16 protein-coding genes are annotated in these 17,723 nt (G+C 52.9%); 3 read left to right on the plus strand and 13 right to left on the minus strand.

What is annotated here, in order from left to right:
- Window positions 1-70 precede the first annotated feature (70 nt).
- The gene (locus tag KVT28_RS23055; RefSeq protein ID WP_110868425.1) at window positions 71-556 is read left to right on the plus strand and encodes a MarR family winged helix-turn-helix transcriptional regulator; all 486 of its coding nucleotides are present in this window, start codon (window positions 71-73) and stop codon (window positions 554-556) included.
- Here the strand turns inward: KVT28_RS23055 and recG are convergent.
- Genes recG through gmk form a run of 5 tightly spaced genes read right to left on the minus strand, consistent with a single transcriptional unit; the run spans window position 553 to window position 6,415 of the window.
- Window positions 553-2,631 carry an ATP-dependent DNA helicase RecG gene (gene recG, locus KVT28_RS23060; RefSeq protein WP_217550392.1) on the minus strand — a complete coding sequence of 693 codons (2,079 nt, stop codon included), beginning with the start codon at window positions 2,629-2,631 and terminating at the stop codon, window positions 553-555. The genes KVT28_RS23055 and recG overlap by 4 nt on opposite strands.
- Window positions 2,628-3,323, minus strand: coding sequence for a tRNA (guanosine(18)-2'-O)-methyltransferase TrmH (trmH, locus tag KVT28_RS23065; protein ID WP_101760710.1), 696 nt, complete (start codon window positions 3,321-3,323; stop codon window positions 2,628-2,630). The genes recG and trmH overlap by 4 nt, the downstream gene beginning before the upstream one ends.
- Before the next feature lie 3 nt (window positions 3,324-3,326).
- On the minus strand, window positions 3,327-5,438 hold the full coding sequence (gene spoT, locus KVT28_RS23070; RefSeq protein ID WP_217550394.1) for a bifunctional GTP diphosphokinase/guanosine-3',5'-bis pyrophosphate 3'-pyrophosphohydrolase: 2,112 nt from the start codon (window positions 5,436-5,438) through the stop codon (window positions 3,327-3,329).
- A 20-nt stretch (window positions 5,439-5,458) separates the two neighbouring features.
- Window positions 5,459-5,734 carry a DNA-directed RNA polymerase subunit omega gene (rpoZ, locus tag KVT28_RS23075; protein ID WP_007885265.1) on the minus strand — a complete coding sequence of 92 codons (276 nt, stop codon included), beginning with the start codon at window positions 5,732-5,734 and terminating at the stop codon, window positions 5,459-5,461.
- Window positions 5,735-5,791: 57 nt separating this feature from the next.
- Entirely contained in the window at window positions 5,792-6,415 is a 624-nt protein-coding gene (gene gmk / locus KVT28_RS23080; RefSeq protein WP_008109768.1) for a guanylate kinase, read from the minus strand.
- Window positions 6,416-6,655: 240 nt separating this feature from the next.
- Between gmk and ligB the strand changes: the two genes are divergently transcribed.
- Window positions 6,656-8,425, plus strand: a complete 1,770-nt coding sequence (ligB, locus tag KVT28_RS23085) for an NAD-dependent DNA ligase LigB (protein ID WP_217550396.1) — start codon at window positions 6,656-6,658, stop codon at window positions 8,423-8,425.
- Here ligB and KVT28_RS23090 read toward each other — a convergent pair.
- The gene (locus KVT28_RS23090; protein ID WP_008109765.1) at window positions 8,339-8,956 is read right to left on the minus strand and encodes a trimeric intracellular cation channel family protein; all 618 of its coding nucleotides are present in this window, start codon (window positions 8,954-8,956) and stop codon (window positions 8,339-8,341) included. The two genes, ligB and KVT28_RS23090, sit on opposite strands and share 87 nt — an antisense overlap.
- A 291-nt stretch (window positions 8,957-9,247) precedes the next feature.
- On the opposite strand from KVT28_RS23090, the gene KVT28_RS23095 reads away from it, so the two are divergent.
- Window positions 9,248-9,940, plus strand: coding sequence for a LuxR C-terminal-related transcriptional regulator (locus KVT28_RS23095; protein WP_101760707.1), 693 nt, complete (start codon window positions 9,248-9,250; stop codon window positions 9,938-9,940).
- A gap of 80 nt (window positions 9,941-10,020) precedes the next feature.
- On the opposite strand, the gene KVT28_RS23100 is transcribed toward KVT28_RS23095, so the two are convergent.
- From KVT28_RS23100 to KVT28_RS23130, 7 genes are all read right to left on the minus strand, one after another.
- Entirely contained in the window at window positions 10,021-10,665 is a 645-nt protein-coding gene (locus KVT28_RS23100) for an oligosaccharide flippase family protein (protein WP_217550399.1), read from the minus strand.
- 74 nt (window positions 10,666-10,739) lie between these two features.
- A complete protein-coding gene (locus tag KVT28_RS23105; protein WP_137386792.1) occupies window positions 10,740-11,006 on the minus strand; it encodes a hypothetical protein in 267 nt (88 codons plus the stop codon).
- 436 nt (window positions 11,007-11,442) lie between these two features.
- Window positions 11,443-11,838: a polyketide cyclase gene (locus tag KVT28_RS23110; RefSeq protein WP_101760704.1), complete on the minus strand. Its 396-nt coding sequence runs from the start codon at window positions 11,836-11,838 to the stop codon at window positions 11,443-11,445.
- Window positions 11,839-11,944: 106 nt separating this feature from the next.
- Window positions 11,945-13,087, minus strand: a complete 1,143-nt coding sequence (locus KVT28_RS23115; protein WP_217550447.1) for an alanine racemase — start codon at window positions 13,085-13,087, stop codon at window positions 11,945-11,947.
- Window positions 13,088-13,202: 115 nt separating this feature from the next.
- A complete protein-coding gene (locus tag KVT28_RS23120; RefSeq protein ID WP_101760702.1) occupies window positions 13,203-14,642 on the minus strand; it encodes an efflux transporter outer membrane subunit in 1,440 nt (479 codons plus the stop codon).
- Window positions 14,643-14,780: 138 nt separating this feature from the next.
- Window positions 14,781-15,704 (minus strand): kdo(2)-lipid IV(A) palmitoleoyltransferase, encoded by a 924-nt coding sequence (gene lpxP, locus KVT28_RS23125; protein WP_101760701.1) that lies wholly within the window; start codon window positions 15,702-15,704, stop codon window positions 14,781-14,783.
- 297 nt (window positions 15,705-16,001) lie between these two features.
- Window positions 16,002-17,714, minus strand: coding sequence for a PglL family O-oligosaccharyltransferase (locus KVT28_RS23130; RefSeq protein WP_217550401.1), 1,713 nt, complete (start codon window positions 17,712-17,714; stop codon window positions 16,002-16,004).
- Between the last annotated feature and the right edge of the window lie 9 nt (window positions 17,715-17,723).

Genomic DNA, 17,723 nt, shown 5'->3' on the forward strand with positions numbered 1-17,723 from the left:
GCTTTCACCTTCAGTTAAGTAGAAACTATGTGTAATATGCACACATTAGGCTTGCCTCAGGATAACGTCAATGAAAAGTGTGCAAAATACACATAATAGTGCTGCATTTGATGATCTGCACAATGCGCTGCTGATGATTGTAGGAACTTTCAATCGTCCACAACGTGATGAATTATTGATAAAAGAGTCAAATATTCAGCTCGATCGTGCGCTGTTTCCGCTACTGATTCAAATCGGTCGCTTCGGGCCAATTGGCGTGGTGGAGCTGGCGGAGCGGGCCGGACGCGATTACACCACCGTCAGTCGTCAGGTGGCGAAGCTGGAGGAGTTAGGGCTGGCGCAGCGCCAGAAAAATGCCAAAGACAAACGGGTGAATGAAGCGGTGATCACTGCGGCAGGTAAAGCGATGACTGACAAAATCGATGCGGCGCGCGCGCAAATTTATCAGAACCTGTTTGCCAGCTGGCCGGATGAAGAGCGCGCCGAGCTGGCGCGTCTGCTGCAGAAATTTGTCGGGGATTTTATTGCCATCGATAAAAGCAAGACGGCGGATTAAGCGTTACTGTAGCGCTCGGTTTCCGGCAGCCAGCGCTCAATCAGTGCCTGCGCCTGCTCTGGATAGTGCTGGTGGATATGACGCGCCACGCGCTGAACTTCGGGAATCATGCCCTGATCGCGCAGCAAATCCGCTACTTTAAACTCGGCGTTGCCGGTTTGACGTGTGCCGAGCATTTCACCCGGACCGCGAATCTCCAGATCGTGCTGAGCAATCACGAAGCCGTCGTTGCTATCGCGCAGCACCTGCAACCGCTTCTGCGCGGTTTTGCTGAGCGGCGCTTTGTACAACAACACGCAGTGTGAAGCGACAGCACCACGCCCAACGCGGCCGCGCAGCTGATGTAACTGAGCCAAACCGAGACGTTCCGGGTTTTCGATAATCATCAGGCTGGCGTTCGGCACATCCACGCCCACTTCGATCACCGTGGTGGCGATCAGCAGCTGGATTTCATTGGCCTTAAACGCCGCCATCACCGCCTGCTTTTCGGCAGGCTTCATGCGGCCGTGTACCAGGCCAACTTGCAAATCGGGCAGCGCCACTTTCAGCTCTTCCCAGGTTGCTTCTGCCGCCTGCGCTTCCAGCACTTCCGACTCTTCAATCAGCGTACACACCCAATAAGCCTGACGCCCTTCGTGACAGGCGCTTTGCACGCGCGTGATGATCTCACTGCGGCGGCTATCGGGAATCGCCACCGTGGTCACCGGCGTACGACCTGGCGGTAATTCGTCGATGGTGGAGGTATCGAGATCGGCGTAAGCCGTCATCGCCAGCGTGCGCGGAATCGGCGTAGCGGTCATGATCAGCTGATGCGGATGGAAACCTTGTTCCTCGCCTTTTTCCCACAGCGCTAAGCGCTGGTGCACGCCAAAGCGATGCTGCTCATCAATGATCACCAGCGCCATGCCGTTGAATTTCACCTGTTCCTGGAACAGCGCGTGGGTGCCGACCACCATCGCGACCTGACCGCTGGCAATGGCTTCCTGCTGCGCTTCGCGCGCTTTGCCTTTCTGCTTGCCCGCCAGCCAGCCCACTTCAATTCCCAGCGGTGCAAACCACTGGCGGAAGTTGTTGGCATGCTGCTCGGCCAGCAGCTCGGTCGGTGCCATCAGCGCTACCTGTTTGCCGTGTGCGATGACGTTCAGTGCCGCCAGTGCGGCCACCAGCGTTTTACCGGAGCCGACATCGCCCTGCACCAAACGCATCATCGGAAAATCGTTGGCCAAATCTTTTTCGATTTCTGCCACCACACGCTGTTGCGCACCGGTTGGCGAGAAGGGCAGCGCCGCCAGAAGCTGATCAACCAGCTCGTGGCGCGCCGTCATCGGCAATGCATGATGGCGCTGCGCACCGGCGCGTACTGCTAGCATGCTGAGGTTATGCGCCAGTAGCTCTTCCAGAATTAAGCGTTTCTGTGACGGATGGCGGCCAGTCTCCAGCTCACTTAAACGCAGATCCGGTGGTGGACGATGCAGCGTGCGTAGTGCATCCGGCAGGCTAATCAGCCCGCCGCTCAGCTCGGATGGTAGCAGCTCGGCAATTGGGCAGCTCTCCAGCAACGTCAACGCCTGATCGGTGAGATTGCGCAGTGTCCCCTGGCGAATGCCTTCGGTAGTGGGATAAACCGGCGTCAGGGTTTCCTGCAGCTCAACTTCGCCTTGTTCGCCCTGCACGCGAAACTCGGGATGAATGATTTCAGCACCGCGCTGACCGCGCTTAATCTCGCCGTAAGCGGTAACGCGACGGCCCGGCGCCAGGCTGTTTTTCATCCCGGCATTGAAATTGAAGAAACGCATGGTAAGCATGCCGCTGCCATCGCTGATCTGGCACACCAACATGCGGCGGCGACCGAAAGTGATTTCGCTGCTCAGCACTTCACCTTCCACCGTGGCATAAACGCCGGGCAGCAGGTCATTGATTTTATACAGTTGGGTGCGATCTTCGTAACGCAGTGGCAGATGCAGCAGTAGATCCTGAATGGTGAACAGGCCAAGTTTGGCCAGCTTGCCCGCCTGACTGGCGCCGACGCCGGTCAGGGTACTGAGCGGGATGGCATCCAGCAGACGGCCTTTCATTTTCTACCTGTTGATTGCATGGTGGCCCACCACTCGGCGTCGGCTTCTACTTCGCCCTGACCATTGATGTGCGGATACGGCAGGCCTTTCTGCTTAGCGACGCGTGCCAGCACCGGATAACCGCCTTCGAATAGCAAACGCTGCTGCTCATCTTCATCCAGCAGGCTGTAGGTGCGCTGATACATACCGGCATTCTGTCGCTGACGTTGCGCTTCATACAAAATCAGCGCGGAAGCCACCGAGACATTGAGCGACTGCACCATGCCCACCATCGGCACAACGATGTCCTGATCGGCCAGCGCCAGCGCTTCAGCGGTAATACCGGTTTTTTCCTGACCCATCAGAATGCAGGTCGGTTTGGTGTAATCGATGTCGCGAAAATCTACCGCTTTGGCGGACAGATTGGTCGCCAGCACCTGCATGCCTTCATCCTTCAGATGACGCACTGCATCTGCAATATGCTGATGCGTTTTAACCTTCACCCAACTGTTGCTGCCGGCCGAAGCGGAAACCATGGTGCGCATACGCACGCTTGGCCAGACGGCGTGCACTTCATGAATGCCCACCGCATCGGCGGTACGGATCACTGCCGAGACGTTATGCGGTTTATGCACCTGTTCCATGCAAACGGTAAGATCGTGCTGGCGCAGGGCCAGCATCTCCTGAATTCGGGCAAAACGTTGAGCGTTCATGGGCTAATTACGGTTGCGGTGAACTTTGATCACGTCCGGCATTACGCGGATTTTGCGCATAATATTCGCCAGATGGACGCGATCGTTCGCGGTGAGGCGGATAAAGGCGCTATACACGCGACCATCACGCTCTTCGGTATTCAGGCTCTGAATATTGGAACTGGCAGTGTTGATTGCCGCGGTCAGATTCGCCAGTGCGCCCTGATGATTGAACATGTCGACTTTAATCTCTGCGACAAATTCCTGGTCGGTCACTTTATCCCACTCAACCGGCATGAACTTTTCAGGCTCTTTTTGGTAGCCACGGATGTTACGGCAGGATTCGTGATGCACCACCAAACCTTTTCCGGGACTAACGTGCGCCACAATCGGGTCACCAGGAATTGGACGGCAGCATTTGGCAAAGGTAATCAGCACGCCATCCGCGCCTTTGATCGGCAGCTTTTTGCGTTTGCTGTTGCTCTGCGGCTCTTCACTGCCTGACTGCAGCAAGTTCTTCGCCACCACCACGCTCATGGCGTTGCCCAAGCCAATTTCTGCCAGCAAATCATCGATGGCTGTCAGCTTCATGCGCTCGAGTTCGTGCTGAATGTTCTCAACCGGAATCTCTGCCTGCTTCTTGCTGCCGCCGAGCGCGTGGCTCAACAGACGACGACCCAGGTTGACGGAGTCTTCACGCTTGAGGTTTTTCAGCAGCTGACGGATTTTGGCGCGCGCTTTCGAGCTGACGACAAAATTGAGCCAGGCAGCGTTCGGGCGAGCACCCGGCGCGGTAATAATTTCAATGGTTTGACCGCTGGTCAGCGATTGTGACAGCGGGTAAGGCTGGCGATCGACGCGTGCGCCGACGCAGGCATGACCGATATCGGTATGCACCGCATAGGCGAAATCGACCGGCGTGGCGCCAGCCGGCAATTCGACGATGCGGCCTTCCGGCGTGAACACGTAGATCTCATCCGGGAAGAGATCGGATTTCACGCTTTCGATAAATTCAAATGAGCTACCGGCGCTTTGTTGCAGCTCCAGCAGGCTTTGTAGCCAGCGTTGAGCACGAATCTGCGCGGTAGTACCGCTGACTTCGCCGCTCTCTTTATACGCCCAGTGTGCTGCCACACCCATTTCTGCCATCTGATCCATATCTTCAGTACGGATCTGCACTTCAACCGGCACGCCGTGCGGGCCAATCATTGAGGTATGCAGTGATTGATAGCCGTTGGCCTTGGGAATGGCGATGTAATCTTTCACGCGTCCGGGACGCGGTTTGTACAAGCTGTGCATCTGTCCGAGCACGCGATAACAGGTATCCAGATCTTTCACGATGACGCGGAAAGCGTAGATATCCATGATCGAGTGAAAACGCTGCTCTTTCAGGTGCATTTTGCGGTAGATCGAGTAGAGATGTTTTTCACGTCCACTTACGCGGCAGGGAATACCTGCTTCCTGTAAGCGACCGTCGATTTCAGCAAGGATCTTCTGAATCATCTCTTTACGGTTACCGCGCGCCGCTTTCACCACCTCTTTAATCACGCGGAAACGGTTCGGGTAGAGCGCTTCAAAGCCGAGCTCTTCCAGTTCTGTTTTCAGGTGATGAATACCAAGGCGGTGCGCCAGAGGACTGTAAATCTCCAGCGTTTCCAGCGCGATACGACGTTTTTTATCCGGACGTAACGCGCCGAGCGTGCGCATGTTGTGCGTGCGGTCAGCCAGTTTGATCAAGATGACGCGGATATCCTGCACCATCGCCATGATCATTTTGCGGAAGTTTTCAGCCTGCGCTTCTTTCTTGTCGCGGAACTTCAGCTTATCGAGCTTGGATACACCTTCTACCAGTTCGGCAACGCTTTTACCAAACAGCTGTTCCATATCCTGGTAAGTGGCGGGCGTATCTTCGATCACATCATGCAGCAGCGCCGCCATTAGCGTTTCGTGGTCGAGTTTCATCTCGGCCAGAATGCAGGCTACAGCAACAGGATGGGTGATATAAGGCTCGCCGCTGGAGCGTGTTTGACCCTCGTGGGCATCACGCGCGACTAGATAAGCTTGCTTGAGGCGCTTAATTTGCTCCTCAGGCAAGTATTTTTCAATCAGTTGATTGAGGCTTTCAAACAGATACAAGGGCGACCTGCGAAGTGCTGTTAACGACGACCTTCAGCGATAGCGGTAACGGCTTGTAACTCAGCGGCTTCCTGCTCATGCTGTTCCTGACGATCACGGACATCCAGAATCTGGGTAGTGATCAAACCTTCTTCGATTTCGCGCAGGGCGATAACGGTTGGCTTATCGTTCTCTTCCGGAACCAGCGCATCTTTACCGCCTACCTGCATCTGACGTGCACGACGTGCAGCGACCAACACCAGGTCAAAACGGTTACCAACTTTCTCTACTGCGTCCTGAACGGTTACGCGTGCCATAGGTGTGCTACTCCACAGATGATGAAGAAATGACTGGGCATAATACTGAAAGTGAATTCAGACTGCCAATAGTTTGCTGATTAAAGCATCATGTCGCGATTTTTGGCGACCCATACGCAGACGTTCTGCGCGAATAATGGTTTTCAGATCTGACAGCGCCAGATCGAAATCATCATTAACAATTAAATAGTCATACTCGGCGTAGTGGCTCATTTCCGCCACGGCCTGTTGCATACGACGGGCAATCACCTCTTCGCTGTCCTGACCGCGGCCACGCAGGCGACGATCCAACTCTTCGGTAGAAGGCGGCAGCACAAAGATGCTGCGAGCGGCCGGCATTTTCTGGCGAATTTGCTGCGCACCTTGCCAGTCGATATCCAGGAAGACGTCCACGCCGGTCGCCAGCACCTGCTCAATCGCAGCGCGTGACGTACCGTAATAATTGCCAAACACTTCCGCATGTTCGAGGAAGTCGTCTGTTGCAATCATGGTCTCGAATTCGGATTTAGAGACGAAAAAGTAGTGCTCACCATGAGCTTCACCGGGACGCACGCCACGGGTGGTATGAGAAATAGACACCTGCGTATCGTACAGCGGTTGTGTCTTTAACAGCGCCTGAATCAGGCTGGATTTACCCGCGCCGCTGGGGGCGGAAACTATATAAAGCGTGCCTTGAGCCATGGTTATCTTGAATTGAGTAAAGAGCGGAGTCGATTTCCTGCACAGTATACACGGCTTGGGGTGGTCACGCAGCGTTTGCCGCTTGGCTGAGGCAATTCTTTTTTCTGTGAAGCCGCGCCAGAGGCTGATGTAGCAGGCTGCAACAGCAATTTAATCTCTGGAATCAGCATCCAGCGCGCAATCTTCATGGCTGGTAAAGGCCTGCGCTGCGCGCTCCAATAGCGAAAAAGGAGAGCGAAGATGAAAGGATGCCTGAGTCTATTGTGTTGCTTATTCAGTATAGGTTGCTGGGCCGAAGCGCTCTGCCCGAATTGGTCGCCGGTGCGCGCGGGGCAGGAAATCACACAGCTGCAAACCCAGCTACGACAGTGGGATGACGCGTATTACCGGCAGGGCACAAATCTGGTGACCGATGCCGATTACGACAGCCTGCAACAGCGATTACAGCAGTGGCAGCGCTGTTTCACTCCGGCGCACGCCACCTACGATGCACAACTCACCACCGACGGCAGTACGCATCATCCGGTGGCGCATACCGGCGTGCGCAAACTGCGCGATAAGCTGGCAGTGGCGTACTGGATGCAGGACAAATCTGCGCTATGGCTGCAGCCGAAAGTCGATGGCGTCGCCGTTACTTTGGTATATCGACAGGGTAAGTTGGCCTCATTGATCAGTCGCGGTGATGGTTTACGTGGCGAAGAGTGGCTGGCCAAATCCGCACATATTCCCTCCATCCCGCAGCGGCTGGATACCTTGCGTGAGGAAGTGGTGCTGCAAGGTGAGCTGTTTCTGCAAATGACCGATCATCAACAGGCGCGTGACGGCGGCAAGAACGCGCGCGCTCAGGTGGCGGGAGCGATGATGCACCACGACACCAGCCCGCTGCTTGAGCGCCTTGGCGTATTTATCTGGGCGTGGCCGGATGGACCCAATTCGATGCCCGATCGTCTGGCGCAGCTCACACAATGGGGATTTGGGCTGGCGCAGAGCTGGAGCCGTCAGGTGAGTAATGAAGAAGAGGTCGCGTTATGGCGCGATCGCTGGTTCCGCGAATCGCTGCCGTTTGTCACCGATGGCGTGGTAATTCATCAATCACCCGTCAGCGCAGGGCGCGATTGGCAGCCCGGCCAGGGCAGTTGGTCAGCGGCATGGAAGTATCAACCAGCAGAAGTCAGCAGCGAAGTGCTGTCAGTGGATTTCAATGTGGGCCGCACGGGCAAGATCGCCGTGGTGCTAAATCTGATACCGGTGCAACTGGAGGACAAAACGGTACGCCGGGTAAACATTGGTTCCCTGCGACGCTGGCGGGAACTGGATGTGATCGCGGGTGATGAGGTGACGCTCACGCTGGCGGGATTAGGCATTCCGCGACTGGAGCGCGTGATTTGGCGTGTGGCGCAGCGCGATTATCCAGCGTCGCCACAGGAGGGCGAATTCCACGGCTTAACCTGTCTGCACTTTAGCGCCGACTGCCGGGCGCAGTTTTTATCTCGCCTTAGCTGGCTCAGCCAGAAGTCGGTACTCGATATTGCGGGCGTTCAGCGCAGCAGCTGGCAGCGCCTGCTGGATAGCGGCACTATCAGCCATCTCTTTTCCTGGCTGACACTGACGCCGGATCAGATTGCGCAGGCTAATGGCATCACGCCGGCTCGCGCGCAACTTATCTGGCACCGCTTTAACCTGACGCGTCAGCAGCCGCTGCGACGCTGGGTGAGTGCGCTTGGCTTGCCGTTGCCGCGTGCAGCGTTACAGGCTTTACCGGATGCGCAGTGGTCGCAGTTGCTGGCGCGAACGGCGGAAAGCTGGCAGCAACTGCCCGGTATCGGCAGCTTGTTAGCACAACGGATTGTGATGATGCTGCAGGATGCGCACCTGCAGCAGTTGATTCACTTTCTGCAGCAGCAGGAGATTCCTGCAACTGATTCAATGTTCAGGATGGGGATAGTTGAAGATCGGCAAACCGAGGCGGAAACGCAGCGCCAGCAAGCGGGCGAAGAAGCCGAACAGTAGCGTGATGATCACCACCGCTTCATGCGCCAGCGGCGTTTTCAACAACAGGATATACATCCAGCCCGAGGCAAAAGCGATACCGGCATACAGCTCTTTCTGGAACACCAGCGGAATGCGGTTGCAGAACATATCGCGCAGCACTCCGCCAAACACGCCAGTGATCACGGCGGCGATGGCAGCAATGATGGAGGCGTGCCCGCTATCCAGTGCAACCTGGGCGCCAATAATCGAGAACACCACTAAACCCAGCGCATCCAGCACCAGAAAAACTTTGCGCAGGTGCGTCATTAGCGGTGCAACAAAAGTGGTCACAACCGCAGCCGCAGCCACGATCATGATGTACTCCGGGTTTTTAACCCAACTGAGCGGATAGTGGCCCAGCAAAATGTCACGCACCGAACCGCCACCAATGGCGGTGACCGAAGCGATGATAATCACGCCAAACAGGTCCATTTTACGACGTCCTGCCGCCAGCGCGCCGGTCATGGCTTCGGCTGTAATACCAATAATATAGAGAACGGTTAATAACATAGAGCACTCCAGTAAATTGGCGGCAAGGCTAAAGATTTCCCAGAGTGTAGACCACTGAGATTTTCTAAATAAAGCGTTATCGGATTAGGCTTTTTGATGGCGTGCATGCTAACAGGCTTAGCAGACGGGATAAATCTGCAGTTATTGGCCTTTTCGCATAAGTATAAATGATGCGAAGAGGGGCAGATCTTCTCTTCTTAAGTTCTAGCCAGTTTGTGTCGTACGTGATTACTGGCAAATAAACCAGGCTTTCCGCTCTCAGGCATCACGTGTAGCAACTATTGGACAGGCATGAAAACTCGTAACGAAGACATCCTCTTTTTCTCCTCTGACAAACTGGCGGCGCTGGGGCTTGAGAGTCTTTTGTCCTCGTTACCTGTTGCGTGTCAGCTGCATGAGCTATGGTCTCTCAGCACGGTCATGGCGAAGTGCGAAAAGATGAAACCGCGTTTGCTGGTGTGTATCTTTCATGAAAATATGCCACTAACTGGCACCTTAAAAGTGCTTTACGCCTTACAGCAGCAGTTTCCCACGATGCAAATCGTGGTGCTGACGCGGCGTTTGTTACCGCTGATGCATGCGCTCAGTCGTTACCTGCCTTCGCTGACGGTGTTGGACTTAAAATCCTCTCGTCAGATACTTTCCAGCCGTCTCCTCACCAGCATCAACACTAATGCCCAAATTCAGTTAGTTGAAGGCGCGGATATTCTGCTGCCAGACAGGCAATTAAGGGTACTACTGATGATGGCGTGGGGTTACAGCATTGAGCACATCGGCATTCGCCTGGGCATCAGTCATAAAACAGTGAATGCACACAAACTCAATGCACTGGCGCGGCTGCAGGTCAAAAGCAAGAATGATATGGCCGATCTCTACATGGTGATTGATGAGTTACGCATGATAGTGAGTTGGTTGCGCTTGCAGCGTAACGGCAAGTTAAGCGAACTCAGTTTTCAGTCACTGGAAGAGTTACTGGAAGCCTAAATAGAAAAAAGCGTGCTGGCGACCAGCACGCGAACGCATCTTTTCAGATGCCCAGAGCCCACCATACAGACTTGTTTTTATTATCCGTTTCTTGCTCGCACGTTAGCGAAACTTTTCAGGCTAAAGCGGTATTCTGGCTGGAACCAGGAGCGACCGTAGTAGCAGTAAATCAGCATTCTGATGGATACCATGGCGAGGTAGCCCCAGATGGCGCACAGCACTGAAGGTGTCAGCCACACGGTAAACAGTGTGACGCTTAATCCCACCAGCACAGAAGATGTTTCCGCGAAAGCGATGCGTGAAAATTGGTTTTCCCGCTGTAATATGGCGCGATAATGTTGCCCCTGCGGAATAATAATGAAGATGACCGAAATCATTTCCAGCATTATTGCCATTTCGGGTTGATTCATCATTCGACTAGAAATATCGCTACCAATAAACAGCGTAGCAAAAATAGCGAGTCCGCTTAATACATTCCCCCAATATAATATTGAGAGATCGCTATTGTTCAGGTTTTTAGTTCTGATAATGGCATTGCCAAATCCGCGATCGGCCAGTGTGTCAATAATCAATAACATTACAATAGCAATGGCGAGTAAATTTAACTCGTTTGCCTGGAGTATTTGTGCCAGAAGTGAAAGTTGTAAAACACCAATGCCGACGATTTTAATCGATGACAAAATTGACCATTTAGCGTTGGTCAGATTTTTTTCTCTTATCGCCATATTCTGCTCATTATGGTACATGTACCAGTGCAATTAAGGGTTTACTCTGGCCACAGGCCAAAGCACAGCTTACATCAATGCAGCGCATCCTGACGCAGCCCTGATATACCTTTCAGGTTTTGCCACGTAAAAATGCGTTCAATTAAATGATGTTCTGAATTTATTAAGATGACCCTGGCGCTTAATGATGTTGTTGTCTTAATGGTATCTCCTCCTGTGCGGAGGAAATCCGTAAGATCATTATAAAATCCCTTTGAGTTTATATATTCCCCGGCCAGCATCCGGCTGGCAATCTCAACAAATTCTTTTTCTGATAACAAAGGATAGGTTGAGCGATCCATGTTATTTCCCTGCTGTTGTTATTATGGTTACTGCTGTGTGTGAAATGAGTTATACCGTGTTTTAATTAATTTAACACCATCAGAAAACTCCTATAAATAGACCGCAGGAATAAATGGTTTCAGAATTTGCATCAGAATATATAAGGCGAATGATTTACTATTTATTAGTGCTTTTCTTCATTCCATAGGGTTGAATGAATCGGCGATAAAGAAATACAGAAAAAACTTTGATAAATCAGAGGCACTCAGCATTTTTCTGCACATCCTCACCAGGAATTTTCCTGTTGAGGATGCTTAAGCCAGACTGGTGTTTAACAGATAAATACGTGAAGGTTTGAGCAAAACAGTTAAACGCTACTGAGCAAAAAAGTAAGCGATTTTTATTGATTGATTCCAGCATGCGTTAAAGAAGCGATCTCTGCATAATCCATTGATTCTAATGAGTTAACAGATGAAGAAGCTGTTCCAGGTCGCGTTTTACCCATGCAACATCCTCGGCAAACTTCTCGTCAGACATGAATGCTTGACGATAAACCACCATCACCACTTCCGCACCTTGCTCATTGGCAATCACCCGCATCGGCATATAAATCTCTTTACCCGTTCCGGTATCAATCCAGTGATCCATCACGCCAAAGGGATTGTGTGGGGTAAAGCGAATCTTTACCGTTCCCTCGGGACCTTTGGCTTTCCAGCTGTTCCCTTCCTGCGTCAGCGTACTGGCGCTGAGTCCGCTAGCCCATTTGGCAAAGCATTCCGGTTTCCAGATGGTTTCATACAAATCTAACCAGTTGCGTGGAACCGTTAGTGTGACGGTCTGAGATGGCAGCATGGGACCTCCTGATGTGATACAGCCATTAAAGCACGCTGATACCGGGCTGCAAACGGCCCGGTCATGGAAGTGTGGGTCAGCAGCGGTTTCCGTGAAAACGCTGTAATCAGATAAACTTGCCGCGTCCCTGAATAGCCTGCTCTTCACCCGTATCATCAGCATGGCGCAGCACGAAGCGATCGGACTGCGCAACCACCGCGCAGCTGTGGTTAGGGAAGATGCGTAGCAGCGCGCCAACGGCGGGTGCCTGTTCAGCATATTGCAGGAAACCATGCTCCTCCGACAGCTTCAACACTTCATAATGATTGCCTTGCTCATCGACGGCGATACCAAATCCGCTGGCATTGGTGCCGTGCGGCCCTTTGTCAGAGCTAAGCATTTTGGAACCGGCATCAATAATGGCGAAGTGCGGATTGACCGCTACCACGCGCGTTACCACGCTCAGCGCCAACGCCTCTGGCGTGCAAAGACCTAAACGCCATGCGGTGAGATCAAGCAGCGCATAATTGCCGGGGCGGATTTCATCGCTGCCCTGCGCGACGGGTGCCGCCAATGCCGTTGGCGTTGAACCGACTGAAATCGGGCAGTGCGCAAAACCAGCGGCAATCAGGCGCTGCTGCAGAGCACGCATCCATGTGATTTCCTGCAGGGCAACGTCGGCAATCGCTGCGGCGTTGCCTGCGCCATAAGCGTGACCGGCATGAGAAACCAGCCCGGCAAACGTGAGGCCCGCACCCTGTATCTGCTGCGCCAGCGTAACGGCGGCATCGCCGTGCGGATCAACACCGATGCGATGTAATCCCACATCCACTTTGATGGCTAACGCCAGCTGGCAATCGAGCTGGCGCTGATGTGCAGCCGCTATTGCCGCCACGCCATTCGTGCAATCCGCAATGCAGGTAATGCGCGCCTGATGTTGTGCGGCCACCGCCAAAAATTCTTTCAGCGTTTCGGCATGCACTACGGGGTAAGCCAGTAGCAGATCGCGTTCGCCACCGAGAATAAAAGCGATGCCTTCACTCGGTTTAGATACGGTAATGCCGCGCGCGCCGAGCATGCGCTGCTGCTCAGCAATCCAGACACTTTTATGGGTTTTGATATGAGGACGTAGCGTGACGCCAGCGGCATCGGCTTTTTGCTGCATCTGTTGCAGGTTGCGTTGCAGGCGCGCTGCATCAATTTCGAGGTAAGGTGTGAGTCGCTCGGCAATCAGAGGCCGCAACCAACCAGCCTCAATATTCTGTTCCATCATAATAGTCCGCAGGTGATTACACAGTGCGGACTATGATTCATCAATGCACGGTAGAATGCCAGCCGACAAAATCGGCACATTCCAGCTCAGGGCCGCCATTGATGGTGACTTTTTAAACTTTAAAGTTGGAGCTCTGGAATTCGCCGCCCAAATCTTCTATCAAAACCACTGCAAGGTTAATCTGCTGCGCCTTCAGCGCCACCAGTTTCTGGTCGGATTCGATCAGCTGATTTTGGATTGTCAGCACATCAAGATAAGGACGCAGGCCCGCTGCGTATTCACGATGCAAATCATCCCACGCGCTGTGAATCAGCTGGTTGGCGCTTTCCTGTTGCGCCAGCTGATCCTGAATCGACTGCAACTGAGTAATGGTGTCGCTGATATTGCCCAGTGAACTAATCAGCAATTTGTTGTACTGCGCTACCGCCAGATCGTAATCGGCGTCGTTCTCTGCTAAATCGGCGCGACGTTTGCCCGCGTCAAAGATCGGCAATGACAAACTCGGTCCCACATTAAAGAAGCGGCTTGGCGCACCAAAGAAGGCATCGCCGAGCAGTGATTTGGTGCCGGCTTCGGCCACCAAATTGATGTTGGGATAGAACTCGGTTTTGCTGGCGGCGATCTGTTTTGATGCCGCTTCAACGCGCCAGCGCGCGGCCACCACATCCGGACGACGACCCAGCAGTTCGGCCGGAATGGCGTTTGGCAGCATGGCGGCGACCGGCACATTCATCTGCGCCGGTTTTAGCTGGTGCCAGTAATCCGGGCCTTTACCTATCAGCGTCGAAAGCTGAATACCGGCATCGGTGACTTGCTGTTGAGCTTGCGTCAATTCGGCTCGCGCGGTTTTCTGCTGCGACAGCGCCTGCTTATATTGGTAATCGGAAGTGAGGCCAGCGCTGACATATTGCTGCTGAATTTTGGCGATACCCGCCGCACGCCCGGCATTCTGCTGCGCCAGTTCGGCATTATTCCAGGCGAGATTAAGGTTGTTCCACGCTCGCGTCACGTTCGCGGCCAGCGTTAACTGACTGGCCTGACGATCCAACTCGCTGGCACGTGCTTGCCCCAATGCGGCTTCAGCGGCATCTTTTTTGCCGCCCCATAAATCGAAGGTGTAGCTCAAGCCAACGTTAGCGGTGCGCAGCGTGCTATAGCTTTTCCCCTCCAGCAGCGGATCATCCACTTTTGCCACACGCGAGCGCGTAATGCCCGCGTTGAGATCGACAACCGGATAGCGTTCGGCATCGGCGGCAATCACTTGTGCATTGGCTTTATCCGCTTGCGCGTTGACTACCTGCAAATCCGGGCTGGATGCCATCGCATCATCAATCATTCGATTGAGTTGAGCATCGTTAAAACCTTGCCACCATGCGCTTTTTGGCCAATTCGCGGCGCTGAAATGCGCGTTTTTCAGGGATTGACTGGCTTGCAGAGCGTTAGCATCAAGCAGCGTGTTTTTGGGGTGTAAGCCGTATGGATTGGCACAACTGGCCAGCAGCGCAGTGGCAACGGCCAGCGCGAGAAATTTGCAGTGAAAGTGCTGTGTCATGGTTCTGGTCAAAGAGAGGTGAAGGCGACCATTACAAGAGGCGGGGCAGATTTTGACAAACCTGTTTTTCGTTAAGAATGGTTGTTAAATGTGAGCAGAGAAAATGAGCAGCAGACGAAAACCTGCTGCATCAAGAGATTAGATATAGAGAGACGCTTCACCCGGCGGACGGGTTTTAAAGCGACGATGCAGCCACAGATATTGGTCGGGCGCGCGCAGAATTTCATTTTCAATCACGCGATTCATGTAAGCAGCGGCAGCGGCTTCATCTTCATACGGATAATTTTCCAGTTCAGGCTGAATAATCAGCTGATAACCGCTCTTATCCTGGTTTCGAATCAATACGATGGTCAGCATCGCCGGTTTTGCCAGACGAGACAGAACATAGGTGCCGTTGGTGGTCGCCGCTTGTTTCACCGCAAACAGCGGAGCAAACACGCTGCCTTTTGGGCCGTAATCCTGATCCGGTGCGAACCAAACCGCTTCGCCTTTTTTCAGCGCCTGCACCATGCCGCGCAAATCGCGACGATCGATCATCGCTTTATTCGAACGCATGCGACCCTTGGTTTGTGCCCACTCCATCGCCTGATTATTGTGCGGACGATACATCGCCATCATTGGCTGGCATAAACCGGTAATGCGGCCGCCCAGCTCCAGCGACATAAAGTGCACACCGATGACCATCACACCACGCTGGTGGCTTTGTGCGTGCTGCAGGTTTTCCAGACCATGCACTTCGAAGTAACGACGCACGCGTGCATCAGACCAGAACCAGGCAATGCCGGTTTCTGCCAGCGCCATTCCTAGCGATTCGAAGTTGCCGGCGATCATCGCCTCGATTTTCTCTTCCTTAATATTGGGGAAGCACAGCTCGATATTGCGACGGGTGATGCGTTCGCGGCGCTTCAGGAAGTGACGCGACAATTTGCCAGCGCCAGCACCAAGCCGGATCAGAATGGGGTAAGGAAGTTGCACCAGCAGCCACAGCACACCTAGCCCAAACCAGGTAAACCAATAACGGGGATGCAGAAGTTTGGAACGGAACTGCCTGGATTTCGTCATAACGCCTTCATGTCGGGGAAAAAATGTATCGCACGAAGAAAAAGGGTCCCTGAGTTCCTGGAGCGGTACAACTGTATTGATTACGACCAGCACTTTAGCAAAAAGTGCCGTCAATGTTACCCAATCTCTGCAATCCTCAGGATTGAGCACATTCATGGTTAGAACGGCCTTATTCTATCACCTTTTATTCATTCCCTTTAAAAACAGCAGGGTAAACTCATCCTAAAGAAGTCAAAATAGCCATCACGTAGTGGATTAAGAACTGTCTGTTAATAAGGACACACTAATCTTTACGCTTTATTTACTTTGTTCAGGAAGATTAAAGCGTTTGTCTTCAGGAAAAAGCCGGTGACCGCGCTGATGCAGTCTCTGTTGCCATTCCATGTCTCCCTGCAACATGGCAATTTTAAGCAGTGAATAGGTAACGTTGGCATCATGGTGCTTTGTCAGGTATTCCCTTGCCCACACTTTGAATTGGATTAATTGTCCGACATCTTTTGTGCTGTTGAACGTCATTAGACGATGAAGGTTTGCATCAAACTGATAGCGCTCCCATTGGACGTAAGGATTGATAAGTTGCTGAGCATGGGAAAAATCAGCAAACCTGTTGCGCTCAATTTGCGTCAGGATGGCATTGGTGTGCAAACCTGTTGCCGCAAAAACCATCAAAGCGAGAGCAAAAAGGGTGACAAACCCAGTTGCAGCGTAATGCGCCAACGGGCGCAGAGTCAGGCTTTGCAGATCTGACTCAGATTGCATCAGACGGATTAGCAGTAGTAATACCAGACCATGCGGCGCGGACTGGTAGAGTGGATACTCAAAAAGCAGATGGGTCACGATAGGTAAGGTCATCGCCCAAAACGTAAAGGCGCGTCGCCTTGCATGAGGGCTACCGGTTACGACGGGCTTGAACCAAGCCCAAATTATTAATGCCACTCCCGCCAACGCAATAACGCCATTTTCCACCCACTGAAACAGGATTTCATTATGCGGGTGCGTTGGGAGACGAGAGTTAAATGGATGCGCCGTTTCCTCACGTACGTGCAGCAGATAATCGTGCTCAAAACGACCGGCACCCCAACCACGTAAAGGACGTTCGGCGATCATATGCAGGCTGTGCGTGATCATCTGCACACGGCCTGCCGTTGAATGGGTTTTATCCACTTTGTGTAATCCCGCCATGGGGGCATACGCGAGCAGGGTCTGGCAAGCTATCACAATTGCTAATGCAATCGGTAAGCCAATCAAGAGGTGTTGCCGCCAATGGCGATGCCGGCGGAATGTCCAGATAAGTAAAGCGCTACTGGCCGACGCACCAAGCCAGGCAACGCGAGACTGGATGATCATTAAAATCACCAGCAATACAGCCATGATCGCTGCCAATAGTAAACGAAGCCCGCCATGACGCACCTTAAAGCTAAAATACAGCGCTAGCGTCCAGCCAGTAGCCAGAAAACTACCCAGTAAATTTACCTGCTGGAAAATGCCATAGACGCGGGTGCCATCTGCCGGAAATTCCATCCAGTTATTTGCCCCCGTCATGAAGAGTTGGCATAGCGCCAGCATCGCTTGCGCCACGGCCGCAGTAATAATGCATACCAGCCAGAGCCTTTTAACGTTTGGCGAAAGGGGGATTTGTAGCATGGCCAGGTAAAACAGCACTGCCAGAGCATAGGCAGTTAGCTGGGGGAGTAAGGTCACATCATGATTGCCGTAAAACGTACAGAGTATGGGCTGGCTAAGGAGCAGAAACGCTAGCAGCCATATCGGTGTCACCTTTGCCACTCGCACCCCGCCCGTTGAGGGGGGAGAAAAGAGGCATTTTATTGCCACGATAAAAATACAGATGCCCATAAAATTGAGCGTAATAAGATTTTGCGGCAAACGAAAACCTGAACCGCCCATATTGGCAACGTAAACTTGCAGCATCAATATTAAGTCGCTCGCCACGACCAGTGAAACAAATAATGTAGTAAATGGGGGCTTGCGAAAAGTAGGGCTAAAAAACATGGTTTTCTT

The sequence above is a fragment of the Pantoea sp. GbtcB22 genome (genome assembly GCF_019091025.1).
In the GTDB taxonomy this organism is placed as follows: domain Bacteria; phylum Pseudomonadota; class Gammaproteobacteria; order Enterobacterales; family Enterobacteriaceae; genus Pantoea; species Pantoea leporis.

What these genes read in the sequence shown, in the direction of transcription:
- gmk (WP_008109768.1), bottom strand. Translation starts at nt 6,415, where the DNA reads ATGGCTCAAGGCACGCTTTATATAGTTTCCGCCCCCAGCGGCGCGGGT.
- trmH (WP_101760710.1), bottom strand. Translation starts at nt 3,323, where the DNA reads ATGAACGCTCAACGTTTTGCCCGAATTCAGGAGATGCTGGCCCTGCGC.
- KVT28_RS23130 (WP_217550401.1), bottom strand. Translation starts at nt 17,714, where the DNA reads ATGTTTTTTAGCCCTACTTTTCGCAAGCCCCCATTTACTACATTATTT.
- KVT28_RS23115 (WP_217550447.1), bottom strand. Translation starts at nt 13,087, where the DNA reads ATGGAACAGAATATTGAGGCTGGTTGGTTGCGGCCTCTGATTGCCGAG.
- KVT28_RS23055 (WP_110868425.1), top strand. Translation starts at nt 71, where the DNA reads ATGAAAAGTGTGCAAAATACACATAATAGTGCTGCATTTGATGATCTG.
- KVT28_RS23110 (WP_101760704.1), bottom strand. Translation starts at nt 11,838, where the DNA reads ATGCTGCCATCTCAGACCGTCACACTAACGGTTCCACGCAACTGGTTA.
- KVT28_RS23120 (WP_101760702.1), bottom strand. Translation starts at nt 14,642, where the DNA reads ATGACACAGCACTTTCACTGCAAATTTCTCGCGCTGGCCGTTGCCACT.
- KVT28_RS23095 (WP_101760707.1), top strand. Translation starts at nt 9,248, where the DNA reads ATGAAAACTCGTAACGAAGACATCCTCTTTTTCTCCTCTGACAAACTG.
- lpxP (WP_101760701.1), bottom strand. Translation starts at nt 15,704, where the DNA reads ATGACGAAATCCAGGCAGTTCCGTTCCAAACTTCTGCATCCCCGTTAT.
- KVT28_RS23100 (WP_217550399.1), bottom strand. Translation starts at nt 10,665, where the DNA reads ATGGCGATAAGAGAAAAAAATCTGACCAACGCTAAATGGTCAATTTTG.
- recG (WP_217550392.1), bottom strand. Translation starts at nt 2,631, where the DNA reads ATGAAAGGCCGTCTGCTGGATGCCATCCCGCTCAGTACCCTGACCGGC.
- KVT28_RS23105 (WP_137386792.1), bottom strand. Translation starts at nt 11,006, where the DNA reads ATGGATCGCTCAACCTATCCTTTGTTATCAGAAAAAGAATTTGTTGAG.
- rpoZ (WP_007885265.1), bottom strand. Translation starts at nt 5,734, where the DNA reads ATGGCACGCGTAACCGTTCAGGACGCAGTAGAGAAAGTTGGTAACCGT.
- KVT28_RS23090 (WP_008109765.1), bottom strand. Translation starts at nt 8,956, where the DNA reads ATGTTATTAACCGTTCTCTATATTATTGGTATTACAGCCGAAGCCATG.
- ligB (WP_217550396.1), top strand. Translation starts at nt 6,656, where the DNA reads ATGAAAGGATGCCTGAGTCTATTGTGTTGCTTATTCAGTATAGGTTGC.